We start from the raw sequence: 19,151 nt of genomic DNA on the forward strand, positions 1-19,151 counted from the left end.
AGGTAAAGGATGAAACAACAATCTAGTCTAGCTCGTCTATGGAGCTATTTAAAAGCCTACCGATTCTCTGTTTTCTTTGCAGTCTTCTTAAAAATAGTCAGCGTTATTATGAGTGTCATCGAGCCTTTCGTATTAGGGCTTGCTATCACTGAGTTAACCAGCAACCTACTTGCCATGGCAAATGGTGTTGCAGGAGCAGGTATTAATACCCCTTATATCGCAATGATTCTGGTTATCTATCTCTTGCGTGGTCTTCTCTATGAGTTGGGGTCATATTATTCAAACTACTTTATGACCAATGCGGTGCAGTCCATGATACAGGATTTGCGAAATGAAATGAGCGTAAAAATCAATCGCATCCCTGTGTCCTACTTTGACAAGCACCAGTTTGGAGATTTGTTAGGTCGTTTTACCAGTGATGTTGAAACTGTTTCAAACGCTCTACAACAATCTTTCTTACAGATCGTCAATGCAGTCTTTACCATTCTTTTTGTTATGGGAATGGTCCTCTATCTAAATCTTCAGTTGGCCATTGTTGTCATCTTGTCGATTCCAGTGACTTACTTTGGGGCTAAAACCATTCTAAATCGCTCCCAACCATACTTTAAACAGCAAGCAGCTATTCTGGGACAAATGAATGGTTTTGTACAGGAAAGCTTGACTGGTTTCAATGTTCTTAAACTTTTCGGACGTGAAGAGAAATCTCAAGAGAGATTTGAAAAGATTACGGATGAATTGCAACAGGTTGGATTCAAGGCAAGTTTTATTTCAGGTTTGATGATGCCTGCCCTTCATATCGTGTCTGATTTAACTTACTTAATTGTTGCAGTATTAGGTGGTTTGCAGGTTATTGCAGGACGCTTAACGATTGGTAATATGCAAGCTTTTGTTCAGTATGTGTGGCAGGTCAGTCAACCGATCCAAAATATTACTCAATTAGCGGGACAAATGCAAAGTGCTAAATCTTCGCTTGACCGTGTCTTTGAAGTTTTGGATGAACAGGAAGAAGTTCAAACTGCTAAAGTAAAAGAACTGCCACCATTAACAGGACAGGTTAGCTTCAAGAATGTTGATTTCCAATACGTGGAAAATAAACCATTGATTCGCAATTTCAACCTAGATGTTGAACCTGGAGAGATGGTAGCCATCGTAGGGCCAACTGGAGCCGGTAAAACTACCTTAATCAACCTGCTCATGCGTTTTTATGATGTAACAGCGGGTGCTATTTTAGTCGATGGTCAAGATATTCGAGACTTGTCTCGTCAGGACTACCGTCGTCAGTTTGGTATGGTCTTACAGGATGCCTGGCTCTATGAAGGCAGTATCAAGGAAAATCTTCGCTTTGGAAATCTTGATGCAACGGATGAGGAAATCGTTGAAGCTGCTAAGGCTGCCAATGTAGACCACTTTATCCGTACTCTTCCTGGTGGTTACAACATGGAGATGAACCAAGAGTCAAGTAATATTTCTCTTGGTCAGAAGCAGTTGTTAACTATCGCGCGTGCTCTCTTAGCAGATCCAAAAATTCTAATCCTTGACGAAGCGACCTCATCAGTCGATACGCGTCTAGAACTCTTGATTCAAAAAGCTATGAAGCGTTTGATGAAGGGAAGAACAAGCTTTGTCATTGCTCACCGTCTTTCGACAATTCAGGAAGCTGATAAGATTTTGGTACTTAAAGATGGACAGATAATTGAACAGGGAAATCATGAAAGTCTTTTGGCTGCAAAAGGTTTCTATTATGATCTTTATCAAAGTCAATTCTCTAATAAAAACAGCGAAAATAACTAAAAAACATCTTCTCATTTTCTTAAATTATCAGTCAATTACAACTTTTTTAATATGGGTTAATTTCCTTGCTTTTATCTACTAGAAGTAGTATACTGAGGTAGTAATCAATAAATATGGTTACAAAAAATAATAATGAGGTGAGAAAAATGGTAGAATTGAAAAAAGATGCATTAAAAGACGTAACAACATTATCTAAGACAGCTCCTGAAACGCTAGTAAAAACGAAAGAAGTCTTGAATCAAGCCGTAGCAGACTTGTATGTAGCCCATATCGCTCTTCATCAAGTACACTGGTACATGCGTGGACGTGGTTTTATGGTATGGCATCCTAAGATGGATGAATATATGGATAGCCTTGATGGTTACCTTGATGAAATCAGCGAACGCTTGATCACTCTTGGTGGCAAACCTTACTCTACTTTGACAGAATTCCTTCAACACAGTGAAATCGAAGAAGAAGTTGGAGAATTCCGTAACGTAGAAGAAAGTTTAGAGCGTGTTCTATCTATTTATCGTTACCTCATCACACTCTTCCAAAAAGCATTGGATGTAACTGATGAGGAAGGTGATGATGTAACCAATGATATCTTCGTTGGTGCTAAGGCAGACCTTGAAAAAACTGTCTGGATGCTTGCAGCAGAATTAGGACAAGCACCTGGTTTGTAAGATACTCTATTTTGTCAAAAATCCGTAGAAAGTTTCTACGGATTTTTTCTATTTCGGAGGGCATTCCAAAACAGTCTTTTTTCAAGATTTTTGATAAAATAGAACTATCAATAAAAAGGATGAAAGCATGACAATGAAAATCGTAGCCATCTGGGCCCAAGATGAAAAGGGTGTAATCGGAAAAGAGGATCGCTTACCATGGCATTTGCCAGCAGAGTTAAAACATTTTAAAGAAACAACCTTGAATCATGCCATCTTGATGGGACGTGTCACCTTTGATGGAATGGGACGACGTTTGCTTCCAGGACGTGAGACTCTGATTTTGACGCGTAATGTTGAAGAGTCAATTGAGGGTGCTCTGGTTTTCCAAAATGTTGAGGATGTTTTAGACTGGTACCATAACCAGGATAAAAATCTCTATATCATTGGGGGTAAGCAGATTTTTCAGCTTTTTGAACCTTATCTCGATGAAATTATTGTGACACAAATCCATGCTCAAGTTGAAGGGGATACTTTTTTCCCGGAAGATTTTGACTTGACTGTTTTTGAGACTGTTGCAAGCAAATCTTATACTAGAGATGAGAAAAATGCCTATGATTTTACCATCGAATATAGAAAGAGAAAGGAAGTCTAATGGAGCGTAGTATTTTTGGATTTTTTACAGCTCTTTTGTGTGCTGTCTGTTTTGTAGCTGGAACACACGCTTTTCGTAAAAAGCGCTTTGGACTTGCTACTCTACTTTGGCTTAATGCCTTTACAAACTTGGTGAATAGCATTCATGCTTTTTATATGACCTTATTTTAGAGAGAATGAATAATTAGAACGGAAGGGAATCATGCCTACAAATAGGAAAAATGATATGATGGTTTATTGCTCATTTTGTGGCAAAAGCCAAGAAGAAGTTAAAAAAATAATCGCTGGGAACAACGCTTTTATCTGTAATGAGTGTGTGGAGTTAGCCCAGGAAATCATTCGTGAGGAGTTGGCAGAGGAAGTCCTAGCAGACTTGTCTGAAGTACCAAAACCAATCGAACTCTTAAACATCTTGAACCACTATGTGATTGGTCAAGATCGTGCCAAACGTGCCTTGGCAGTAGCTGTATATAACCACTACAAACGCATCAATTTCCATGACACTCGTGAAGAGTCAGAAGATGTAGATTTGCAAAAATCAAATATTTTGATGATTGGTCCAACTGGTTCAGGGAAGACTTTCCTTGCTCAAACACTTGCTAGAAGTTTAAATGTACCTTTTGCCATTGCAGATGCAACAGCTCTTACTGAGGCTGGTTATGTTGGTGAGGACGTGGAAAATATTCTCCTCAAACTCTTGCAAGCTGCTGACTTTAACATCGAACGTGCAGAACGTGGAATTATCTACGTAGACGAAATCGACAAGATTGCCAAGAAGAGCGAGAATGTTTCTATCACACGTGATGTATCTGGTGAAGGGGTGCAACAAGCCCTTCTCAAGATTATCGAAGGAACTGTAGCCAGCGTACCACCTCAAGGTGGACGCAAACATCCACAACAAGAAATGATTCAAGTGGACACTAAAAATATCCTCTTTATCGTGGGTGGTGCCTTCGATGGCATCGAAGAGATTGTCAAACAGCGTCTAGGTGAAAAAGTGATTGGTTTCGGACAAAACAACAAGGCCATTGATGAAAATAGTTCTTACATGCAAGAAATCATCGCAGAAGATATTCAAAAATTCGGTATTATTCCTGAGTTGATTGGACGCTTGCCTGTCTTTGCAGCCTTGGAGCAGTTGACTGTAGATGATTTGGTTCGTATCTTGAAGGAACCAAGAAATGCTTTGGTTAAACAATACCAGACCTTGCTTTCTTATGATGATGTGGAGCTTGAATTTGACGACGAAGCTCTCCAAGAAATTGCTAACAAAGCAATCGAACGTAAGACTGGTGCGCGTGGTCTTCGCTCAATCATCGAAGAAACTATGCTAGACGTAATGTTTGAAGTTCCAAGTCAAGAAAATGTGAAAACAGTTCGTATCACAAAAGAAGCGGTTGACGGAACGGCTAAGCCAATTCTAGAGACAGCCTAGAGGTGACTATGGAAATCAATACACACAATGCTGAGATTTTGCTGAGTGCAGCCAACAAGTCCCACTATCCAGAGGATGAACTTCCTGAGATTGCTCTTGCAGGTCGCTCAAATGTTGGGAAGTCAAGCTTTATCAACACCATGCTTAATCGTAAGAATCTAGCTCGTACCTCTGGAAAACCAGGAAAAACACAACTACTCAATTTCTTTAATATTGATGACAAGATGCGTTTTGTGGATGTGCCTGGTTATGGTTATGCCCGTGTTTCCAAAAAGGAACGTGAAAAATGGGGTCGTATGATTGAGGAGTACTTGACTACTCGAGAAAATCTTCGAGCGGTTGTTAGTCTCGTTGACCTTCGTCATGATCCGACGGCAGATGATGTGCAGATGTACGAATTCCTTAAATATTACGAAATTCCTGTCATCATTGTGGCGACCAAGGCAGACAAGATTCCGCGTGGGAAATGGAACAAGCACGAATCAGCTATTAAAAAGAAATTAAACTTTGATCCAAGTGATGATTTTATCCTCTTTTCATCCGTAACAAAAGCAGGAATGGATCAAGCTTGGGATGCTATTTTAGAAAAATTATGAGGAATACATATGGCAAAAACAATTCATACAGATAAAGCTCCAAAAGCAATCGGACCTTACGTTCAAGGAAAAATCGTTGGCAACCTTTTGTTCGCTAGCGGTCAAGTACCTCTATCTCCTGAAACTGGAGAAATCGTAGGAGAAACAATCCAAGAACAGACAGAACAAGTCTTGAAAAATATTGGAGCTATTTTAGCAGAAGCAGGAACAGATTTTGACCATGTTGTAAAAACAACTTGTTTCTTGAGTGATATGAACGACTTTGTACCTTTTAACGAGGTATACCAAACAGCCTTTAACAAGGAATTTCCAGCTCGTTCAGCTGTGGAAGTAGCTCGTCTTCCTCGCGATGTAAAAGTCGAAATTGAAGTCATCGCAGAGATTGGATAAGCTAGTAGAAGTTTGGTTCTTCCAAACTTCTTTTGATATAAGGAGACTATGATGACAAAGAAACAACTTCACCTGGTGATTGTGACAGGGATGAGTGGTGCAGGAAAAACTGTTGCCATTCAGTCCTTTGAAGATTTAGGATATTTTACCATTGATAATATGCCGCCTGCTCTCTTGCCAAAGTTTTTGCAGTTGGTCGAGACCAAGGATGACGACCACAAGTTAGCCCTAGTGGTGGATATGCGAAGCCGCTCTTTCTTCTCAGAGATTCAAGCTGTCTTAGATGAATTGGAAAACCAAGATGATTTGGACTTCAAGATTCTCTTTTTGGATGCGGCAGATAAGGAATTGGTGGCACGCTATAAGGAAACTAGAAGAAGTCACCCTCTTGCAGCAGATGGTCGTATCTTGGACGGGATCAAGTTGGAACGCGAACTCTTGGCCCCATTAAAAAATATGAGTCAAAACGTGGTTGACACAACAGAGTTAACTCCTCGTGAACTTCGTAAGACTATTGCAGAGCAATTTTCGGACCAAGAACAAACTCAGTCCTTCCGTATCGAGGTCATGTCTTTTGGATTTAAATACGGAATTCCAATTGATGCTGATTTGGTATTTGATGTTCGCTTTTTACCAAACCCTTACTATCTGCCAGAACTTCGTAATCAGACAGGTGAAGACCAGGCAGTTTATGACTATGTCATGAACCATGAGGAATCTGAAGATTTCTACCGTCATTTGTTAGCCTTGGTTGAACCAATCCTACCAGGCTATAAAAAAGAAGGCAAATCAGTTTTAACCATTGCAGTGGGTTGTACAGGTGGGCAACACCGAAGCGTTGCCTTTGCAAAGCGTTTAGCCAATGATTTGGCGAAACATTGGCCTGTAAACGAAAGCCATCGTGATAAAGACCGAAGAAAGGAAACGGTAAACCGTTCATGAGAAAACCCAAAATTACGGTGATCGGTGGAGGAACCGGAATCCCTGTTATTTTAAATAGTCTACGGGAAAAAGACGTCGAAATTGCAGCCATTGTAACCGTTGCGGATGATGGTGGTTCTTCAGGCGAATTGCGTAAAAATATTCAACAGTTGACACCTCCAGGGGATTTACGTAATGTCCTTGTGGCCATGTCAGATATGCCAAAATTCTATGAAAAGGTCTTTCAATACCGTTTTTCAGAGGATGCAGGTGCTTTTGCTGGTCACCCATTAGGAAACATTATCATAGCTGGATTATCTGAAATGCAGGGTTCGACTTATAATGCCATGCAATTGCTGAGTAAATTCTTCCATACTACAGGAAAGATTTATCCCTCCAGTGACCATCCTTTGACGCTCCATGCTGTCTTTAAAGATGGATCAGAAGTTGCTGGGGAAAGTCACATTGCAGATCATCCAGGTATGATTGACCATGTCTATGTTACCAACACTCTAAATGATGAAAAACCGCAGGCTAGCCGTCGAGTTGTCAATACTATTCTTGAGAGTGATATGATTGTCTTGGGACCAGGTTCACTCTTTACTTCGATTTTGCCTAATATCGTCATTGAGGAGATTGGACAGGCACTTCTTGAGACCAAGGCAGAAATTGCCTATGTCTGCAACATCATGACCCAGCGTGGAGAGACAGAACATTTCTCAGATAGTGATCACGTAGAAGTCTTACATCGTCATTTGGGCCGTCCATTTATCGATACCGTTCTTGTTAATATTGAAAAGGTTCCGAGAGATTATATGGATACCAACCGTTTTGATGAATATTTGGTGCAGGTTGAGCATGATTTTGAAGGTTTGCGCAAACAAGTACCTCGTGTCATTTCATCAAACTTCCTACGTTTGGAAAATGGTGGAGCCTTCCATGATGGAGATCTAATAGTGGACGAGTTGATGCGAATTATACAGGTGAGAAAATGAGTTTCACAGTAGCAGTAAAAGAAGAAATCCTAGGTCAGCACCATCTGAGTCGCTATGAGTTATCAGCAATTATCAAGATGTCTGGTAGTGTAGGTTTATCTAGCTCTGGTTTGACATTATCCGTCATTACAGAAAACGCTAAGTTAGCTCGTCACCTCTATGAATCTTTCCTGCACTTCTATGGTATTAAGTCGGAGATTCGTCATCATCAGAGAAGTAATCTTCGGAAAAATCGTGTTTATACTGTATTTACTGATGAGCGAGTCCAAGAATTACTGGCAGATTTGCGTTTGGCTGATTCTTTCTTTGGTCTAGAGACTGGGATTGATCCAGATATTTTAGGAGATGAGGAAGCTGGACGTGCTTACCTTTGTGGAGCCTTTTTGGCAAATGGAAGTATTCGGGATCCTGAGTCAGGAAAGTATCAGTTAGAAATTAGTTCCGTCTATGTGGACCATGCGCAAGGGATTGCTTCGCTTTTGCAGCAGTTCTTGTTAGATGCTAAGGTTATCGAGCGAAAAAAGGGAGCAGTAACCTATCTCCAAAGAGCCGAAGATATAATGGATTTCCTGATTTTAGTGGGAGCCATGCAGGCGCGTGATACTTTTGAAGGGGTCAAGATTCTCCGAGAAACTCGAAATGATCTCAATCGTGCTAATAATGCAGAGACAGCTAATATTGCACGTACGGTTTCTGCAAGCATGAAAACCATTAACAATATCAGTAAAATCATGGATACTGTTGGTCTAGATAGTCTACCAGTCGATTTGCAGGAAGTAGCGCATCTGCGTATCCAGCATCCAGACTATACTATTCAACAATTGGCTGACAGTTTGACAAATCCACTTACCAAAAGCGGTGTCAATCATAGATTGCGAAAGATAAATAAAATTGCAGATGAACTTTAAAACCACGAATCAAAGGATTCGTGGATTTTTCTTATAGACTAGTAGAGTGTTTTGGTTGTACTTTTTGCTCTGGGTCAATGTAGTTAATGGCATTATTGACAGCAGTTGGTGCTTCACCAAGACCTGTCGCAATCAAGTCAATCTTACCTTCGTAGTAGCAACAGTCACCGATGGCGTAAATTCCTTCTTGACTTGATTCTTGCTTGCTATTGACGATAATCTTATGACGATTCAGTTCTAATCCCCAATTTTTAAGATTACCGACAGAAGATTTGAAACCATAGTTGACAAAGAGGTGGTCGAGTTCAATGGTTTCAGTCTCATCGGATTTAACTTTTGTAATTTCAAGCTTATCTAAAGTTTTTCCATCTCCAAGGAGTTGACTTGGCACAAATGGTGTTTTGATACTTACAGATGATTCTTTTAGGGCTTGTACACTATGTTCAAGGGCACGGAAGTTATCTCTACGGTGAACAAGTGTAGTAGGGGCAATCTTTTCAAAAGCTAAGGCCCAGTCCACAGCAGAATCTCCACCACCCAGAATAGTTACTTTCTGACCAGCATATTGTTGAATGTTAGAAACGTGATAGTGGATATTTTCATAACCTTCAACACCTTCTAGTTCAAGTGGGCGAGGTTTAAAGGCGCCACCACCCATAGCGATAATAACAGCTTTGCTAGTGTGACTTCCTTTAGTGGTTGTGATAGTAAAGATACCATCTTCTTTTTCAATCTCAAGAACGGTTTCGTTGAGGTGAACAGGTGTCTCGAATCCTTCGAGTTGTTCCAAGAGACGGTTAGTCAATTCTTCCCCTGTAAGGTTTGGGAAACCTGGAACATCGAGAATTTGTTTTTCAGGATATAGGATAGCAGGTTGACCACCTAGTTGCGGGAGAGAATCAATGATTTGTACTTTTGCTTGACGAAGGTGAGCGTAAAAGGCTGCGAAAAGACCAACAGGCCCACCACCTATAATGGTGATATCATATAGTTCAGACATAGCTTCTCCTTAATTCATTTCTGTCTTTTTATTCTATCATATTTTCTACCAATTTAAAATCAAGTAGGGGGAGAAAATTTTCATAGAAAATGGTATAATGAAGAGAAGCTTTTTTAATGGAGAGGAGTCCCAGGATGAATTTTCAGCAATTATCTAATCTCCAATACTGGTCTAGTTTATTTTCCAGTCCTTGGAGTATTGTGATAAATTTGATTGATATTCTAATCGTTGCTTATATCTTATATCAATTTACAAAATCAATTGCAGGAACCAAGATTATGATTCTGGTTCGAGGCGTTTTAGTTTTTATCTTAGCTCAGATTGTGGCTAATTTTTTGGGCTTGACGACCATTTCCTGGTTGATTAACCAATTGATTACCTATGGAGTTATTGCAGCGGTGGTCATCTTTTCTCCAGAAATTCGGACAGGTTTGGAACGATTAGGTCGAGCTACGGACTTCTTTTCAAATACTCCTATGAGTTCAGAAGAGCAGATGGTCCAGGCTTTTGTAAAATCGGTTGAGTACATGAGCCCACGGAAGATTGGAGCTTTGGTAGCTATTCAACGTGTGAGAACCTTGCAGGAGTATATCGTTACAGGAATTCCTTTGGATGCTAAGATTTCTGCTGAGTTATTGATTAACATCTTTATCCCTAATACTCCTCTCCATGACGGTGCAGTCATTATCAGTGGAGATCGGATTGCAGTAACTTCTGCCTATTTACCATTGACAGAAAACACAGGTATTTCCAAAGAGTTCGGAACTCGTCACCGTGCAGCCATTGGTTTATCAGAAGTTTCAGATGCCCTTACTTTTGTAGTATCAGAAGAAACTGGGGGTATATCCATCACCTACAATGGAGTCTTCAAACATGATCTAAGTTTGGAAGAATTCGAGGAAGAACTACGTCGTATTCTAATTCCTAAGGATTCACAAGAACCAAGCTTAAAAGAACGTTTATTAGGAGGGTGGAATAATGAAAAGAAATAGTCTTTATATCATCACCTCACTCCTCTTTGCATGTGTCTTATTTATCTATGCAACATCAATCAATTATCAAAACAATACTAATGCGAGACAAACTAAAACTGAAACATATACCAATACAGTAGTCAATGTACCGATTGATATTCAGTATGATAGTGAGCAGTATTTCATTAGTGGCTTTAGTTCAGAAGTAACGGTATTTCTGACTGGTTCAAATCGGGTGGCCTTGGCTAGTGAGATGCAGGAAAGCACTCGTAAATTCAAAGTTACTGCTGATTTGTCGCAAGCAACAGAAGGAACAATCGAAGTTCCCTTGACCATTGAAAATCTTCCAAGTGGTTTGACAGCTGTAGCAACACCACAAAAGATCACAGTCAAGATTGGTAAGAAGGTCACCAGGGATAATGTGCCTGTTGTACCTCAAATCGATTCTAGTCAAATTGATGAGCGCATTATAATAGAGCGAGTTACTGTTTCTGATGAAAAAGTTTCAGTAACGAGTGATGCGGATACACTATCTAAGATTGATCGGATTGTTGCAATTTTACCAACGAGTGAACAGATTACAGGAAATTACTCTGGTTCAGTTCCACTACAAGCAGTTGATAAAAACGGCTCAGTCTTACCAACAGTGATTACACCTTTTGAGACTACTATAAAAGTCTCAACGAAAACTGTGAGAACAACAAGTAGTACGACTACAAGTAATGCTTCGTCTACCGAAAACTCTTCAACGACAGCAGCAGAGACGAAGTCAGAATCTTAAAATAAACATTATACTAGAAAAGGAATCTTAAAATGGGTAAATATTTTGGAACGGACGGAGTCCGTGGAGAAGCAAACGTAGAATTAACGCCAGAATTGGCCTTTAAATTGGGTCGCTTTGGGGGATATGTCCTCAGTCAACATGCGACAGAAGCACCTAAGGTTTTTGTTGGACGTGATACACGTATTTCAGGGGAAATGTTAGAGTCTGCTCTCATTGCGGGTCTCCTTTCAGTTGGAATTCATGTTTATAAGCTTGGAGTTCTTGCAACACCTGCTGTTGCTTACTTGGTGAAAACTGAAGGAGCGAGCGCAGGTGTCATGATTTCAGCTAGCCACAACCCAGCCCTTGATAACGGGATTAAATTCTTTGGTGGAGATGGCTTTAAGCTAGATGATGAAAAAGAAGCAGAAATCGAGGCCTTGCTTGATGCGAGTGAAGATACTCTTCCACGTCCAAGTGCAGAAGGATTAGGTACGGTTGTTGATTACCCAGAAGGATTACGCAAGTATGAAGCCTACCTGGTTTCAACTGGAACAGCTCTTGAAGGGATGAAGGTTGCCTTGGATACTGCAAATGGAGCAGCTTCTACTAGTGCTCGCCAAATCTTTGCAGACTTAGGTGCTCAAATCACTGTCATTGGAGAAACTCCAGATGGTTTGAACATTAACTTGAATGTTGGTTCAACTCATCCAGAAGCCTTGCAAGAACTTGTAAAAGAAAGCCAATCTGCCATTGGCTTGGCCTTTGATGGCGACAGTGACCGTCTGATTGCGGTTGATGAAAATGGAGAAATTGTCGATGGTGACAAGATTATGTACATCATCGGTAAATATCTCTCTGAAAAAGGCCAATTAGCACAAAATACAATCGTAACAACTGTGATGTCTAACCTTGGTTTCCATAAAGCCTTGGATCGTGAAGGTATCAATAAAGCCGTCACTGCAGTTGGAGATCGTTATGTCGTTGAAGAAATGAGAAAATCAGGCTACAATCTCGGTGGAGAGCAGTCAGGTCACGTTATCTTGATGGATTACAATACCACAGGTGATGGTCAGCTTTCAGCGGTTCAATTGACCAAAATCATGCAAGAAACAGGTAAGAGCTTATCTCAGTTGGCTTCAGAAGTAACGATTTACCCACAAAAATTGGTCAATATCCGTGTTGAAAATGCCATGAAAGAAAAAGCCATGGAAGTACCAGCTATCAAGGCTATTATCGATAAGATGGAAGAAGAGATGGCAGGTAACGGACGTATCCTCGTACGCCCAAGTGGAACTGAGCCACTCTTGCGTGTCATGGCCGAAGCTCCAACAACTGAAGAAGTAGACTACTATGTGGATACTATTGCCGAAGTTGTGAAAGCAGAAATTGGAATTTAGGAAAGTTAGCAGAAAATAAGAAAATATGTTACAATGTCAAAGTAAATTGTAACCATGGAGAATATGATGAATTTAAAACGTGAACAAGAATTTGTTAGTCAGTATCACTTTGATGCACGTAATTTTGAATGGGAAAATGAAAACGGAATTCCTGAAACAAAGGTTGATGTCAACTTTCAACTACTTCAACATGATCAAGAAAACCAAGTGACTTCTCTCGTAGTTGTTTTGAGCTTTATGATTGTCTTTGATAAATTTGTTATCAGTGGTACTATTTCTCAAGTCAACCACGTTGAAGGTCGTATCGTTGATCAACCAAGTGACTTTAGTCAAGAAGAAGTTGAGACACTTGCTCGTCCTTGTTTGGATATGCTAAACCGTTTGACTTATGAAGTGACGGAAATTGCACTAGATTTACCAGGAATTAATTTGGAGTTTTAAAGAATGAAATTAGCGGTCATAACAGACTCATCTGCTTTTCTACAAGCGGAAACCTTGCAGAAAGAAGATTTATTTGTGCTTGACATTCCTGTGAATATCGACGGACAGGAGTATGTTGAAGGTGTAAATCTAACCGCTCAAGAATTTTATGAAAAAATGGCTCGTTCATCTGAACTACCTAAAACAAGTCAACCAAGTATTGCAAAGTTGGATGAAATTTTATCATCATTAAAAGAAAAGGGCTATACTCATGTTTTGGGTCTTTTCCTTTCTTCTGGAATCTCAGGATTTCACCAGAATATCCAATATATGACGGATGAGTTTGAAGGTCTAACTATTGCTTTTCCTGATACTCGAATTACAAGTGCACCACTAGGTTTCATGGTGGAAAGTGTGTTTCAGTGGTCTGAGCAAGGTGATGACTTCCAGTCTATACTAGATAAGTTAACAGAACAGATTGAAAATACTTCTGCCTTTATCATGGTAGATGATCTTGATCATTTGGTTAAAGGTGGTCGTTTATCAAACGGCGCAGCCATTTTAGGAAATCTTCTTAGCATTAAACCAATTCTATATTTTAATGACCAAGGTGTTATCGAAGTTTATGAGAAGGTTCGTACAGAGAAGAAAGCAACTAAACGTCTGGTTGAAATTGTCAAAGATGTGACAAGTAACGGAAACTACCAGATCATGGTGATTCATGGGAATGCCTCTCAAAAAGCAGCCGATTTACGTCAGCTTTTGCTAGATAGTGGAGTAGCTACAGATGTTGAGATTGCAACCTTTGGTAGTGTCATTGGAACCCACCTGGGAGAAGGAAGCATCGCTTTGGCATATACACCAATCGTCTAGATTGTTCTTACAGTCTTGGTATCTTAAATTGAGCACGGACTATCTGCCTCTTGAAAAAAGATGCCAGTCTTGCCTTTTATGGAAAGTCGGCGCCATTCCCTATTTTTCATGGGCAGCTAACGTCCTTTGTATCTTAGAATTGAACACGCCTGGAACCCTGTGTGAAAAAGATAGTTCTTCCAAGGAGAAGAAACTCCTTGATCAGAACTCCTATTTTCACTTTGTGTTCTTACAAGCTTTGTATCTTAGATAGGAGTAAAGATGAGTATTCGAGTAATTATCGCAGGTTTTAAGGGAAGAATGGGCCAAGCTGCTTGTCAGATGGTTTTGTCTGATCCTGAACTTGAACTAGTAGCCGTTTTGGATCCTTTTGAGTCTGCATCTGAGTGGCAAGGAATTCCTGTTTTCAATGATAAGAATGACTTGGCAGGTTTTGAGGCAGACGTTTGGGTAGACTTTACCACACCAGCTGTCGCTTATGAGAATACACGTTTTGCTCTTGAAAATGGCTTTGCTCCAGTAGTAGGAACGACAGGTTTCACCAGTCAAGAAATCGAAGAATTAAAAGAATTGTCTCGTTCCAAAGACTTGGGTGGCTTGATTGCTCCTAACTTTGCTTTGGGTGCTGTCTTACTCATGCAATTTGCAGCACTGGCAGCTAAATACTTCCCAAATGTGGAGATTATTGAACTTCACCATGATAAGAAAAAAGATGCGCCGAGCGGGACAGCTATCAAAACAGCTGAGTTGATGGCTCAAGTTCGTGAGTCTATTCAACAAGGTGCTAGCGATGAGGAAGAACTCATTGCAGGTGCACGTGGAGCTAATTTTGATGGTATGCGAATTCATTCGATCCGTTTACCTGGTTTGGTAGCCCATCAGGAAGTCATTTTTGGAAATCAAGGAGAAGGATTGACCCTGCGTCACGACTCCTATGATCGTAGCTCCTTCATGACAGGGGTGAATTTGGGAATCAAGGAAGTTGTCAAGCGTCATGAGCTTGTCTATGGATTAGAACACTTATTATGAGATTAACACAAATGCCTTCTGAATTTCAGAAGGCTTTACCAGTATTAGAAAAAATTAAAGAAGCAGGTTTTGAGGCTTATTTTGTTGGTGGATCTGTTAGGGATGCTCTGCTCAATCGTCCTATCCATGATGTGGATATCGCGACATCATCCTATCCAGAAGAAACCAAGCAGATTTTCCCTCGTACAGCTGATATCGGGATTGAGCACGGAACTGTCTTGGTTTTAGACGGATATGAAGAGTACGAAGTAACCACATTCAGAACAGAAGATGTCTATGTAGACTATCGTAGACCGAGTTCAGTTTCGTTTGTGCGTTCGCTAGAAGAGGACCTTAAGCGTCGTGATTTTACAGTTAATGCCTTTGCCTTAGATGAGACAGGGGAAATTGTCGATTTATTTAATGGCTTACAAGATTTAGAAAATCAAGTCCTGCGAGCAGTTGGTGTAGCGAGCGAACGTTTCAACGAAGATGCTTTACGCATCATGCGTGGATTTCGTTTCCAAGCTAGTCTTGGTTTTGAACTCGAGCAAGAAACGTTTGAAGCGATGAAGACCTTAACGCCACTCTTAGAGAAAATCTCTGTGGAGCGTACTTTTGTTGAATTTGACAAACTTCTACTAGCCCCTCATTGGCGAGTGGGTCTGTCTTCCATGATTGCAAGTAAAGCTTATGATTATCTTCCAGATATGGCTGGTAGTCAGGATAAACTCCAGTCATTATTTGATTTAGAAGATCATTTCACTTTTGAATCTTCTGAGCAAGCCTGGGCTGCACTTTTATGTGCTTTAAAAGTGGAAGATGCGCAAAAGTTTTTAAAACATTGGAAAACTTCGCGTCAGTTTGCTAAGAAAGTACAGGATTTGCTAACCATTTTGGAATTGCGTGAAGAGGGCGAATTAAGTAAACGTGATTGTTACCGATTTGATTTGGACTTGATTCTACAGGCTGAAAATCTACGCAGAGCTCAAGGTAAAGAAGTCAATCCGCAAGCTATCACAGAAACCTATGAGAGTTTGACCATTCATGATAAGAAAGAAATGCAAATCAATGGTGGCATTCTCATCAAAGAATACGGCTATCAGCCAGGTCCTGAATTAGGGGATGTTTTAGAAGAAATTGAGTATGCTATTGTTGATGGAGAATTGGAAAATGACCGTCAAGCCATCCATGACTACCTAAGGGAGAGAAAATGAGTGACTTTATCGTTGAAAAACTAAGCAAATCAGTTGGGGACAAGACAGTTTTTAAGGATATTTCCTTTATCATTCATGATTTGGACAGAATCGGTCTTATTGGTGTCAATGGAACCGGGAAAACTACCCTTTTAGATGTTCTTTCTGGCGTTTCAGGTTTTGATGGTGATGTTAGCCCTTTTTCAGCAAAGAATGATTACAAGATTGGCTACTTAACCCAGGATCCGGATTTTGATGACAGCAAGACTGTCTTGGATACTGTCCTATCAAGTGATTTGAAAGAAATCCAGTTAATTCGTGAGTATGAATTGCTCATGCTTAACTACAATGAGGACAAACAGGCCCGTTTGGAACGGGTCATGGCTGAGATGGATTCCCTCCAAGCGTGGGAAATCGAAAGTCAGGTCAAGACGGTTCTCAGTAAACTAGGTATTCAAGATTTATCAACTCCTGTTGGAGCTCTGTCTGGTGGTCTCCGTAGACGGGTTCAGTTGGCGCAAGTACTTCTTGGAAACCATGATCTCTTGCTTCTTGATGAGCCTACCAACCACTTGGATATTGGGACCATTGAGTGGTTAACCCTCTTCTTGAAGAATTCCAAGAAAACAGTATTATTTATCACCCATGATCGCTATTTCCTAGATGCTCTTTCTACGCGAATCTTTGAGTTGGACCGAGCTGGTTTGACAGAATATCAGGGGAATTACCAGGACTATGTTCGCCTCAAAGCTGAACAGGATGAGCGCGATGCAGCTCTTCTTCACAAAAAAGAACAACTCTATAAACAGGAATTAGCCTGGATGAGAAGACAACCACAAGCTCGTGCAACCAAGCAACAGGCGCGTATCAATCGTTTCCATGACTTGAAGAAGGAAGTTTCAGATACTAGTGTTGAGACAGACTTAAGCATGAATTTTGAAACTAGCCGTATCGGTAAAAAGGTCATCGAGTTTAAGGATGTTTCCTTTGCCTATGATGACAAACAGATTTTGCAAGATTTTAACCTTTTGGTCCAAGCCAAAGACCGTATCGGAATCGTTGGGGATAATGGTGTTGGGAAGTCAACTCTTCTCAATCTCATTGCAGGAAGTCTCGAGCCAACTGAAGGTCAAGTTATTATCGGAGAAACGGTTCGCATCGCTTATTTCTCTCAACAAATCGAAGGTTTGGATGAAAGCAAGCGGGTTATTAACTACCTGCAGGAAGTGGCAGAAGAAGTCAAGACCAGTGGTGGTTCTACGACATCTATCGCTGAGTTGCTAGAGCAGTTCCTTTTCCCACGATCAACGCATGGTACCTTGATTGAGAAGTTATCTGGTGGAGAGAAGAAACGTCTTTATCTCCTCAAACTACTCCTTGAAAAGCCTAATGTCCTCCTCTTAGACGAGCCAACAAATGATTTAGATATTGCAACCTTAACGGTTTTAGAAAATTTCTTACAAGGTTTTGCAGGACCAGTCTTGACAGTTAGTCACGACCGCTATTTCCTTGATAAGGTAGCAACTAAAATTCTCGCTTTTGAAGATGGAACCATCCGTCCTTTCTTTGGACATTACACAGACTACCTAGATGAAAAAGCTTTTGAAGCAGAAACGGTAACTCAAAACCAAAAAGCTGACAAGGAAAAAGTCGTCAAAGTTCGTGAAGAAAAGAAACGGATGACCTACCAAGAAAAGCAGGAGTGGGCATGTATTGAAGGTGACATCGAAGCCTTGGAAAACCGCATTGTAGAGATTGAAGAAGAGATGCAGGCAAATGGTTCTGACTTTGGGAAACTAGCCACCCTTCAAAAGGAGCTGGATGAAAAGAATGAAGCCTTACTTGAAAAATATGAACGCTATGAATATTTAAGTGAGTTGGTTTAATGGAAGAGAAAATCATCAAATGGAGTAGTAAGAAAATCATTTGGACTATTGTTCTCTGCTTAGTTGAGTTAGCTTTCCTTCTTTGGATCCTATCTTTTATGATGACCTATCCCAAGGAGGTACCTGTGGGATTGGTGGTATTAAGACTCTTTGTCTTATTCTTAATCATCATTGTTGGATGGCTCTTGTATGAACGGATACAGATTCTTCTATCAGATAAAGAGTATTTAAAATGTACGGCTCAAGGTTTTTCCTATAAGCCACATCCGAAAAAAGACTGGCAGTTTTATTCTTGGGGAGATATAGAAAAATTTGCTCTTATGAGAATTAAGGGCAGTAGAAATTCAAGGGATTTTTATACTATTGAGGTTCATTTTTATGATACAAATCTTTTGAACAATAACTCTCTATGGCGACGTCTACGAAGTAGATTTACAAGTTCGAAAGATTCTAACGTTTTAAAAATTCCAATCCACTTGCTGGATGTGGGTTTGCCGCGAAGGGTATTTGAAACCATGTCCTACTATGAACGAGAGTGGCGCATTGAACAGAATCGTCAACGGAATCAAACTTCTAAAAGTAAAAAGAAGTAAGGATTTCATTGCCTGATTAACCGGTTGCTATTGAAGAGCAAAGGGAAGTCTTGGACCAATTTTCAAGACTTCTTTCTATTTTGCTTTTCTAGGAAATATGGTATAATAGGGAGTAAAAACTTAAAAAGAAAGAAATGCTATGAACTTAAAAGATTACATTGCAAGTATTGAAAATTACCCACAAGAAGGCATTACGTTCCGTGATATCAGCCCTTTGATGGCTAACGGAAATGCCTACAGCTATGCTGTTCGTGAAATTGTTCAATATGCTACTGACAAAAAGATTGATATGATCGTAGGACCAGAAGCGCGTGGATTTATCGTTGGATGTCCAGTCGCTTTTGAGTTGGGAATTGGTTTTGCTCCTGTACGTAAACCAGGAAAATTGCCACGCGAAGTGATTTCAGCTGACTACGAAAAAGAATATGGTGTTGATACTTTGACTATGCACGCAGATGCTATCAAACCAGGTCAACGTGTTCTGATCGTAGATGACCTCTTGGCAACAGGTGGTACTGTGAAAGCAACCATCGAAATGATTGAAAAACTTGGTGGTATCGTAGCTGGTTGTGCCTTCTTGATTGAGCTTGATGAACTTAAAGGCCGTGAAGCTATCGGAGATTACGATTACAAAGTGCTCATGCATTATTAAAGAAAAAACAGTCCTTAGGGCTGTTTTCTCTTCATAGTGATATAAAAAAAGG

At 40.2% G+C, this 19,151-nt stretch carries 21 protein-coding genes; 20 read left to right on the forward strand and 1 reads right to left on the reverse strand.

The genetic code is table 11. From position 1 onward, the window contains the following. Positions 1-9 precede the first annotated feature (9 nt). From GOM46_RS02360 to whiA, 10 genes are all read left to right on the forward strand, one after another. On the forward strand, positions 10-1,791 hold the full coding sequence (locus GOM46_RS02360; RefSeq protein ID WP_235083884.1) for an ABC transporter ATP-binding protein: 1,782 nt from the start codon (positions 10-12) through the stop codon (positions 1,789-1,791). A gap of 146 nt (positions 1,792-1,937) precedes the next feature. Continuing rightward, positions 1,938-2,456 carry a Dps family protein gene (locus GOM46_RS02365; RefSeq protein WP_235083885.1) on the forward strand — a complete coding sequence of 173 codons (519 nt, stop codon included), beginning with the start codon at positions 1,938-1,940 and terminating at the stop codon, positions 2,454-2,456. A gap of 127 nt (positions 2,457-2,583) precedes the next feature. Next, positions 2,584-3,090, forward strand: coding sequence for a dihydrofolate reductase (locus GOM46_RS02370; protein ID WP_235083886.1), 507 nt, complete (start codon positions 2,584-2,586; stop codon positions 3,088-3,090). Further along, positions 3,090-3,260, forward strand: a complete 171-nt coding sequence (locus GOM46_RS02375) for a hypothetical protein (RefSeq protein ID WP_000442253.1) — start codon at positions 3,090-3,092, stop codon at positions 3,258-3,260. The genes GOM46_RS02370 and GOM46_RS02375 overlap by 1 nt, the downstream gene beginning before the upstream one ends. 31 nt (positions 3,261-3,291) lie before the next feature. Further along, positions 3,292-4,524: an ATP-dependent Clp protease ATP-binding subunit ClpX gene (gene clpX / locus GOM46_RS02380; RefSeq protein ID WP_006145154.1), complete on the forward strand. Its 1,233-nt coding sequence runs from the start codon at positions 3,292-3,294 to the stop codon at positions 4,522-4,524. A gap of 8 nt (positions 4,525-4,532) precedes the next feature. Beyond that, positions 4,533-5,120 carry a ribosome biogenesis GTP-binding protein YihA/YsxC gene (gene yihA / locus GOM46_RS02385; RefSeq protein ID WP_006150399.1) on the forward strand — a complete coding sequence of 196 codons (588 nt, stop codon included), beginning with the start codon at positions 4,533-4,535 and terminating at the stop codon, positions 5,118-5,120. A 9-nt stretch (positions 5,121-5,129) separates the two neighbouring features. Continuing rightward, positions 5,130-5,510 carry a RidA family protein gene (locus GOM46_RS02390; RefSeq protein WP_001140424.1) on the forward strand — a complete coding sequence of 127 codons (381 nt, stop codon included), beginning with the start codon at positions 5,130-5,132 and terminating at the stop codon, positions 5,508-5,510. Positions 5,511-5,561: 51 nt separating this feature from the next. Then, the gene (gene rapZ / locus GOM46_RS02395) at positions 5,562-6,452 is read left to right on the forward strand and encodes an RNase adapter RapZ (protein ID WP_235083887.1); all 891 of its coding nucleotides are present in this window, start codon (positions 5,562-5,564) and stop codon (positions 6,450-6,452) included. Then, positions 6,449-7,426: a YvcK family protein gene (locus tag GOM46_RS02400; protein ID WP_235083888.1), complete on the forward strand. Its 978-nt coding sequence runs from the start codon at positions 6,449-6,451 to the stop codon at positions 7,424-7,426. The genes rapZ and GOM46_RS02400 overlap by 4 nt, the downstream gene beginning before the upstream one ends. Continuing rightward, on the forward strand, positions 7,423-8,334 hold the full coding sequence (whiA, locus tag GOM46_RS02405; RefSeq protein WP_235083889.1) for a DNA-binding protein WhiA: 912 nt from the start codon (positions 7,423-7,425) through the stop codon (positions 8,332-8,334). The genes GOM46_RS02400 and whiA overlap by 4 nt, the downstream gene beginning before the upstream one ends. Positions 8,335-8,365: 31 nt before the next feature. Here the strand turns inward: whiA and GOM46_RS02410 are convergent, their stop codons facing one another. Further along, entirely contained in the window at positions 8,366-9,334 is a 969-nt protein-coding gene (locus GOM46_RS02410; RefSeq protein ID WP_235083890.1) for an NAD(P)/FAD-dependent oxidoreductase, read from the reverse strand. 134 nt (positions 9,335-9,468) lie between these two features. Between GOM46_RS02410 and cdaA the strand changes: the two genes are divergently transcribed. The 10 genes from cdaA to GOM46_RS02460 all read left to right on the forward strand — a co-directional run bounded on the left by cdaA (position 9,469) and on the right by GOM46_RS02460 (position 19,099). Further along, on the forward strand, positions 9,469-10,326 hold the full coding sequence (cdaA, locus tag GOM46_RS02415; protein WP_235083891.1) for a diadenylate cyclase CdaA: 858 nt from the start codon (positions 9,469-9,471) through the stop codon (positions 10,324-10,326). After that, a complete protein-coding gene (locus GOM46_RS02420; protein WP_235083892.1) occupies positions 10,313-11,089 on the forward strand; it encodes a YbbR-like domain-containing protein in 777 nt (258 codons plus the stop codon). The genes cdaA and GOM46_RS02420 overlap by 14 nt, the downstream gene beginning before the upstream one ends. A gap of 32 nt (positions 11,090-11,121) precedes the next feature. After that, the gene (gene glmM, locus GOM46_RS02425; protein ID WP_235083893.1) at positions 11,122-12,471 is read left to right on the forward strand and encodes a phosphoglucosamine mutase; all 1,350 of its coding nucleotides are present in this window, start codon (positions 11,122-11,124) and stop codon (positions 12,469-12,471) included. 66 nt (positions 12,472-12,537) lie between these two features. Further along, complete coding sequence (locus GOM46_RS02430; RefSeq protein WP_235083894.1) at positions 12,538-12,912, forward strand: DUF1149 family protein; 375 nt, start codon at positions 12,538-12,540, stop codon at positions 12,910-12,912. A gap of 3 nt (positions 12,913-12,915) precedes the next feature. Continuing rightward, positions 12,916-13,764, forward strand: a complete 849-nt coding sequence (locus GOM46_RS02435; protein ID WP_235083895.1) for a DegV family protein — start codon at positions 12,916-12,918, stop codon at positions 13,762-13,764. A gap of 261 nt (positions 13,765-14,025) precedes the next feature. Continuing rightward, on the forward strand, positions 14,026-14,793 hold the full coding sequence (gene dapB / locus GOM46_RS02440) for a 4-hydroxy-tetrahydrodipicolinate reductase (protein WP_235083896.1): 768 nt from the start codon (positions 14,026-14,028) through the stop codon (positions 14,791-14,793). Further along, entirely contained in the window at positions 14,790-15,989 is a 1,200-nt protein-coding gene (locus tag GOM46_RS02445) for a CCA tRNA nucleotidyltransferase (protein ID WP_235083897.1), read from the forward strand. The genes dapB and GOM46_RS02445 overlap by 4 nt, the downstream gene beginning before the upstream one ends. Further along, positions 15,986-17,854: an ABC-F family ATP-binding cassette domain-containing protein gene (locus GOM46_RS02450; RefSeq protein ID WP_006150163.1), complete on the forward strand. Its 1,869-nt coding sequence runs from the start codon at positions 15,986-15,988 to the stop codon at positions 17,852-17,854. Before GOM46_RS02445 ends, GOM46_RS02450 begins: the two co-directional genes overlap by 4 nt. Beyond that, positions 17,854-18,447 carry a hypothetical protein gene (locus GOM46_RS02455; protein ID WP_235083898.1) on the forward strand — a complete coding sequence of 198 codons (594 nt, stop codon included), beginning with the start codon at positions 17,854-17,856 and terminating at the stop codon, positions 18,445-18,447. Before GOM46_RS02450 ends, GOM46_RS02455 begins: the two co-directional genes overlap by 1 nt. A 139-nt stretch (positions 18,448-18,586) precedes the next feature. Next, on the forward strand, positions 18,587-19,099 hold the full coding sequence (locus GOM46_RS02460) for an adenine phosphoribosyltransferase (protein ID WP_006145170.1): 513 nt from the start codon (positions 18,587-18,589) through the stop codon (positions 19,097-19,099). The last annotated feature ends 52 nt before the right edge of the window (positions 19,100-19,151 follow it).

This window comes from Streptococcus infantis, assembly GCF_021497965.1.
Lineage (GTDB): Bacteria > Bacillota > Bacilli > Lactobacillales > Streptococcaceae > Streptococcus > Streptococcus infantis_B.

Bases quoted from the DNA above. Each gene is read 5' to 3' on its own strand.
- rapZ (WP_235083887.1), top strand. From the start codon at position 5,562: ATGACAAAGAAACAACTTCACCTGGTGATTGTGACAGGGATGAGTGGT.
- GOM46_RS02430 (WP_235083894.1), top strand. From the start codon at position 12,538: ATGAATTTAAAACGTGAACAAGAATTTGTTAGTCAGTATCACTTTGAT.
- GOM46_RS02370 (WP_235083886.1), top strand. From the start codon at position 2,584: ATGACAATGAAAATCGTAGCCATCTGGGCCCAAGATGAAAAGGGTGTA.
- GOM46_RS02450 (WP_006150163.1), top strand. From the start codon at position 15,986: ATGAGTGACTTTATCGTTGAAAAACTAAGCAAATCAGTTGGGGACAAG.
- glmM (WP_235083893.1), top strand. From the start codon at position 11,122: ATGGGTAAATATTTTGGAACGGACGGAGTCCGTGGAGAAGCAAACGTA.
- GOM46_RS02455 (WP_235083898.1), top strand. From the start codon at position 17,854: ATGGAAGAGAAAATCATCAAATGGAGTAGTAAGAAAATCATTTGGACT.
- GOM46_RS02410 (WP_235083890.1), bottom strand. From the start codon at position 9,334: ATGTCTGAACTATATGATATCACCATTATAGGTGGTGGGCCTGTTGGT.
- clpX (WP_006145154.1), top strand. From the start codon at position 3,292: ATGCCTACAAATAGGAAAAATGATATGATGGTTTATTGCTCATTTTGT.
- GOM46_RS02445 (WP_235083897.1), top strand. From the start codon at position 14,790: ATGAGATTAACACAAATGCCTTCTGAATTTCAGAAGGCTTTACCAGTA.
- GOM46_RS02435 (WP_235083895.1), top strand. From the start codon at position 12,916: ATGAAATTAGCGGTCATAACAGACTCATCTGCTTTTCTACAAGCGGAA.
- GOM46_RS02400 (WP_235083888.1), top strand. From the start codon at position 6,449: ATGAGAAAACCCAAAATTACGGTGATCGGTGGAGGAACCGGAATCCCT.
- GOM46_RS02460 (WP_006145170.1), top strand. From the start codon at position 18,587: ATGAACTTAAAAGATTACATTGCAAGTATTGAAAATTACCCACAAGAA.
- dapB (WP_235083896.1), top strand. From the start codon at position 14,026: ATGAGTATTCGAGTAATTATCGCAGGTTTTAAGGGAAGAATGGGCCAA.
- yihA (WP_006150399.1), top strand. From the start codon at position 4,533: ATGGAAATCAATACACACAATGCTGAGATTTTGCTGAGTGCAGCCAAC.
- GOM46_RS02360 (WP_235083884.1), top strand. From the start codon at position 10: ATGAAACAACAATCTAGTCTAGCTCGTCTATGGAGCTATTTAAAAGCC.
- GOM46_RS02365 (WP_235083885.1), top strand. From the start codon at position 1,938: ATGGTAGAATTGAAAAAAGATGCATTAAAAGACGTAACAACATTATCT.
- cdaA (WP_235083891.1), top strand. From the start codon at position 9,469: ATGAATTTTCAGCAATTATCTAATCTCCAATACTGGTCTAGTTTATTT.
- GOM46_RS02375 (WP_000442253.1), top strand. From the start codon at position 3,090: ATGGAGCGTAGTATTTTTGGATTTTTTACAGCTCTTTTGTGTGCTGTC.
- GOM46_RS02390 (WP_001140424.1), top strand. From the start codon at position 5,130: ATGGCAAAAACAATTCATACAGATAAAGCTCCAAAAGCAATCGGACCT.
- GOM46_RS02420 (WP_235083892.1), top strand. From the start codon at position 10,313: ATGAAAAGAAATAGTCTTTATATCATCACCTCACTCCTCTTTGCATGT.
- whiA (WP_235083889.1), top strand. From the start codon at position 7,423: ATGAGTTTCACAGTAGCAGTAAAAGAAGAAATCCTAGGTCAGCACCAT.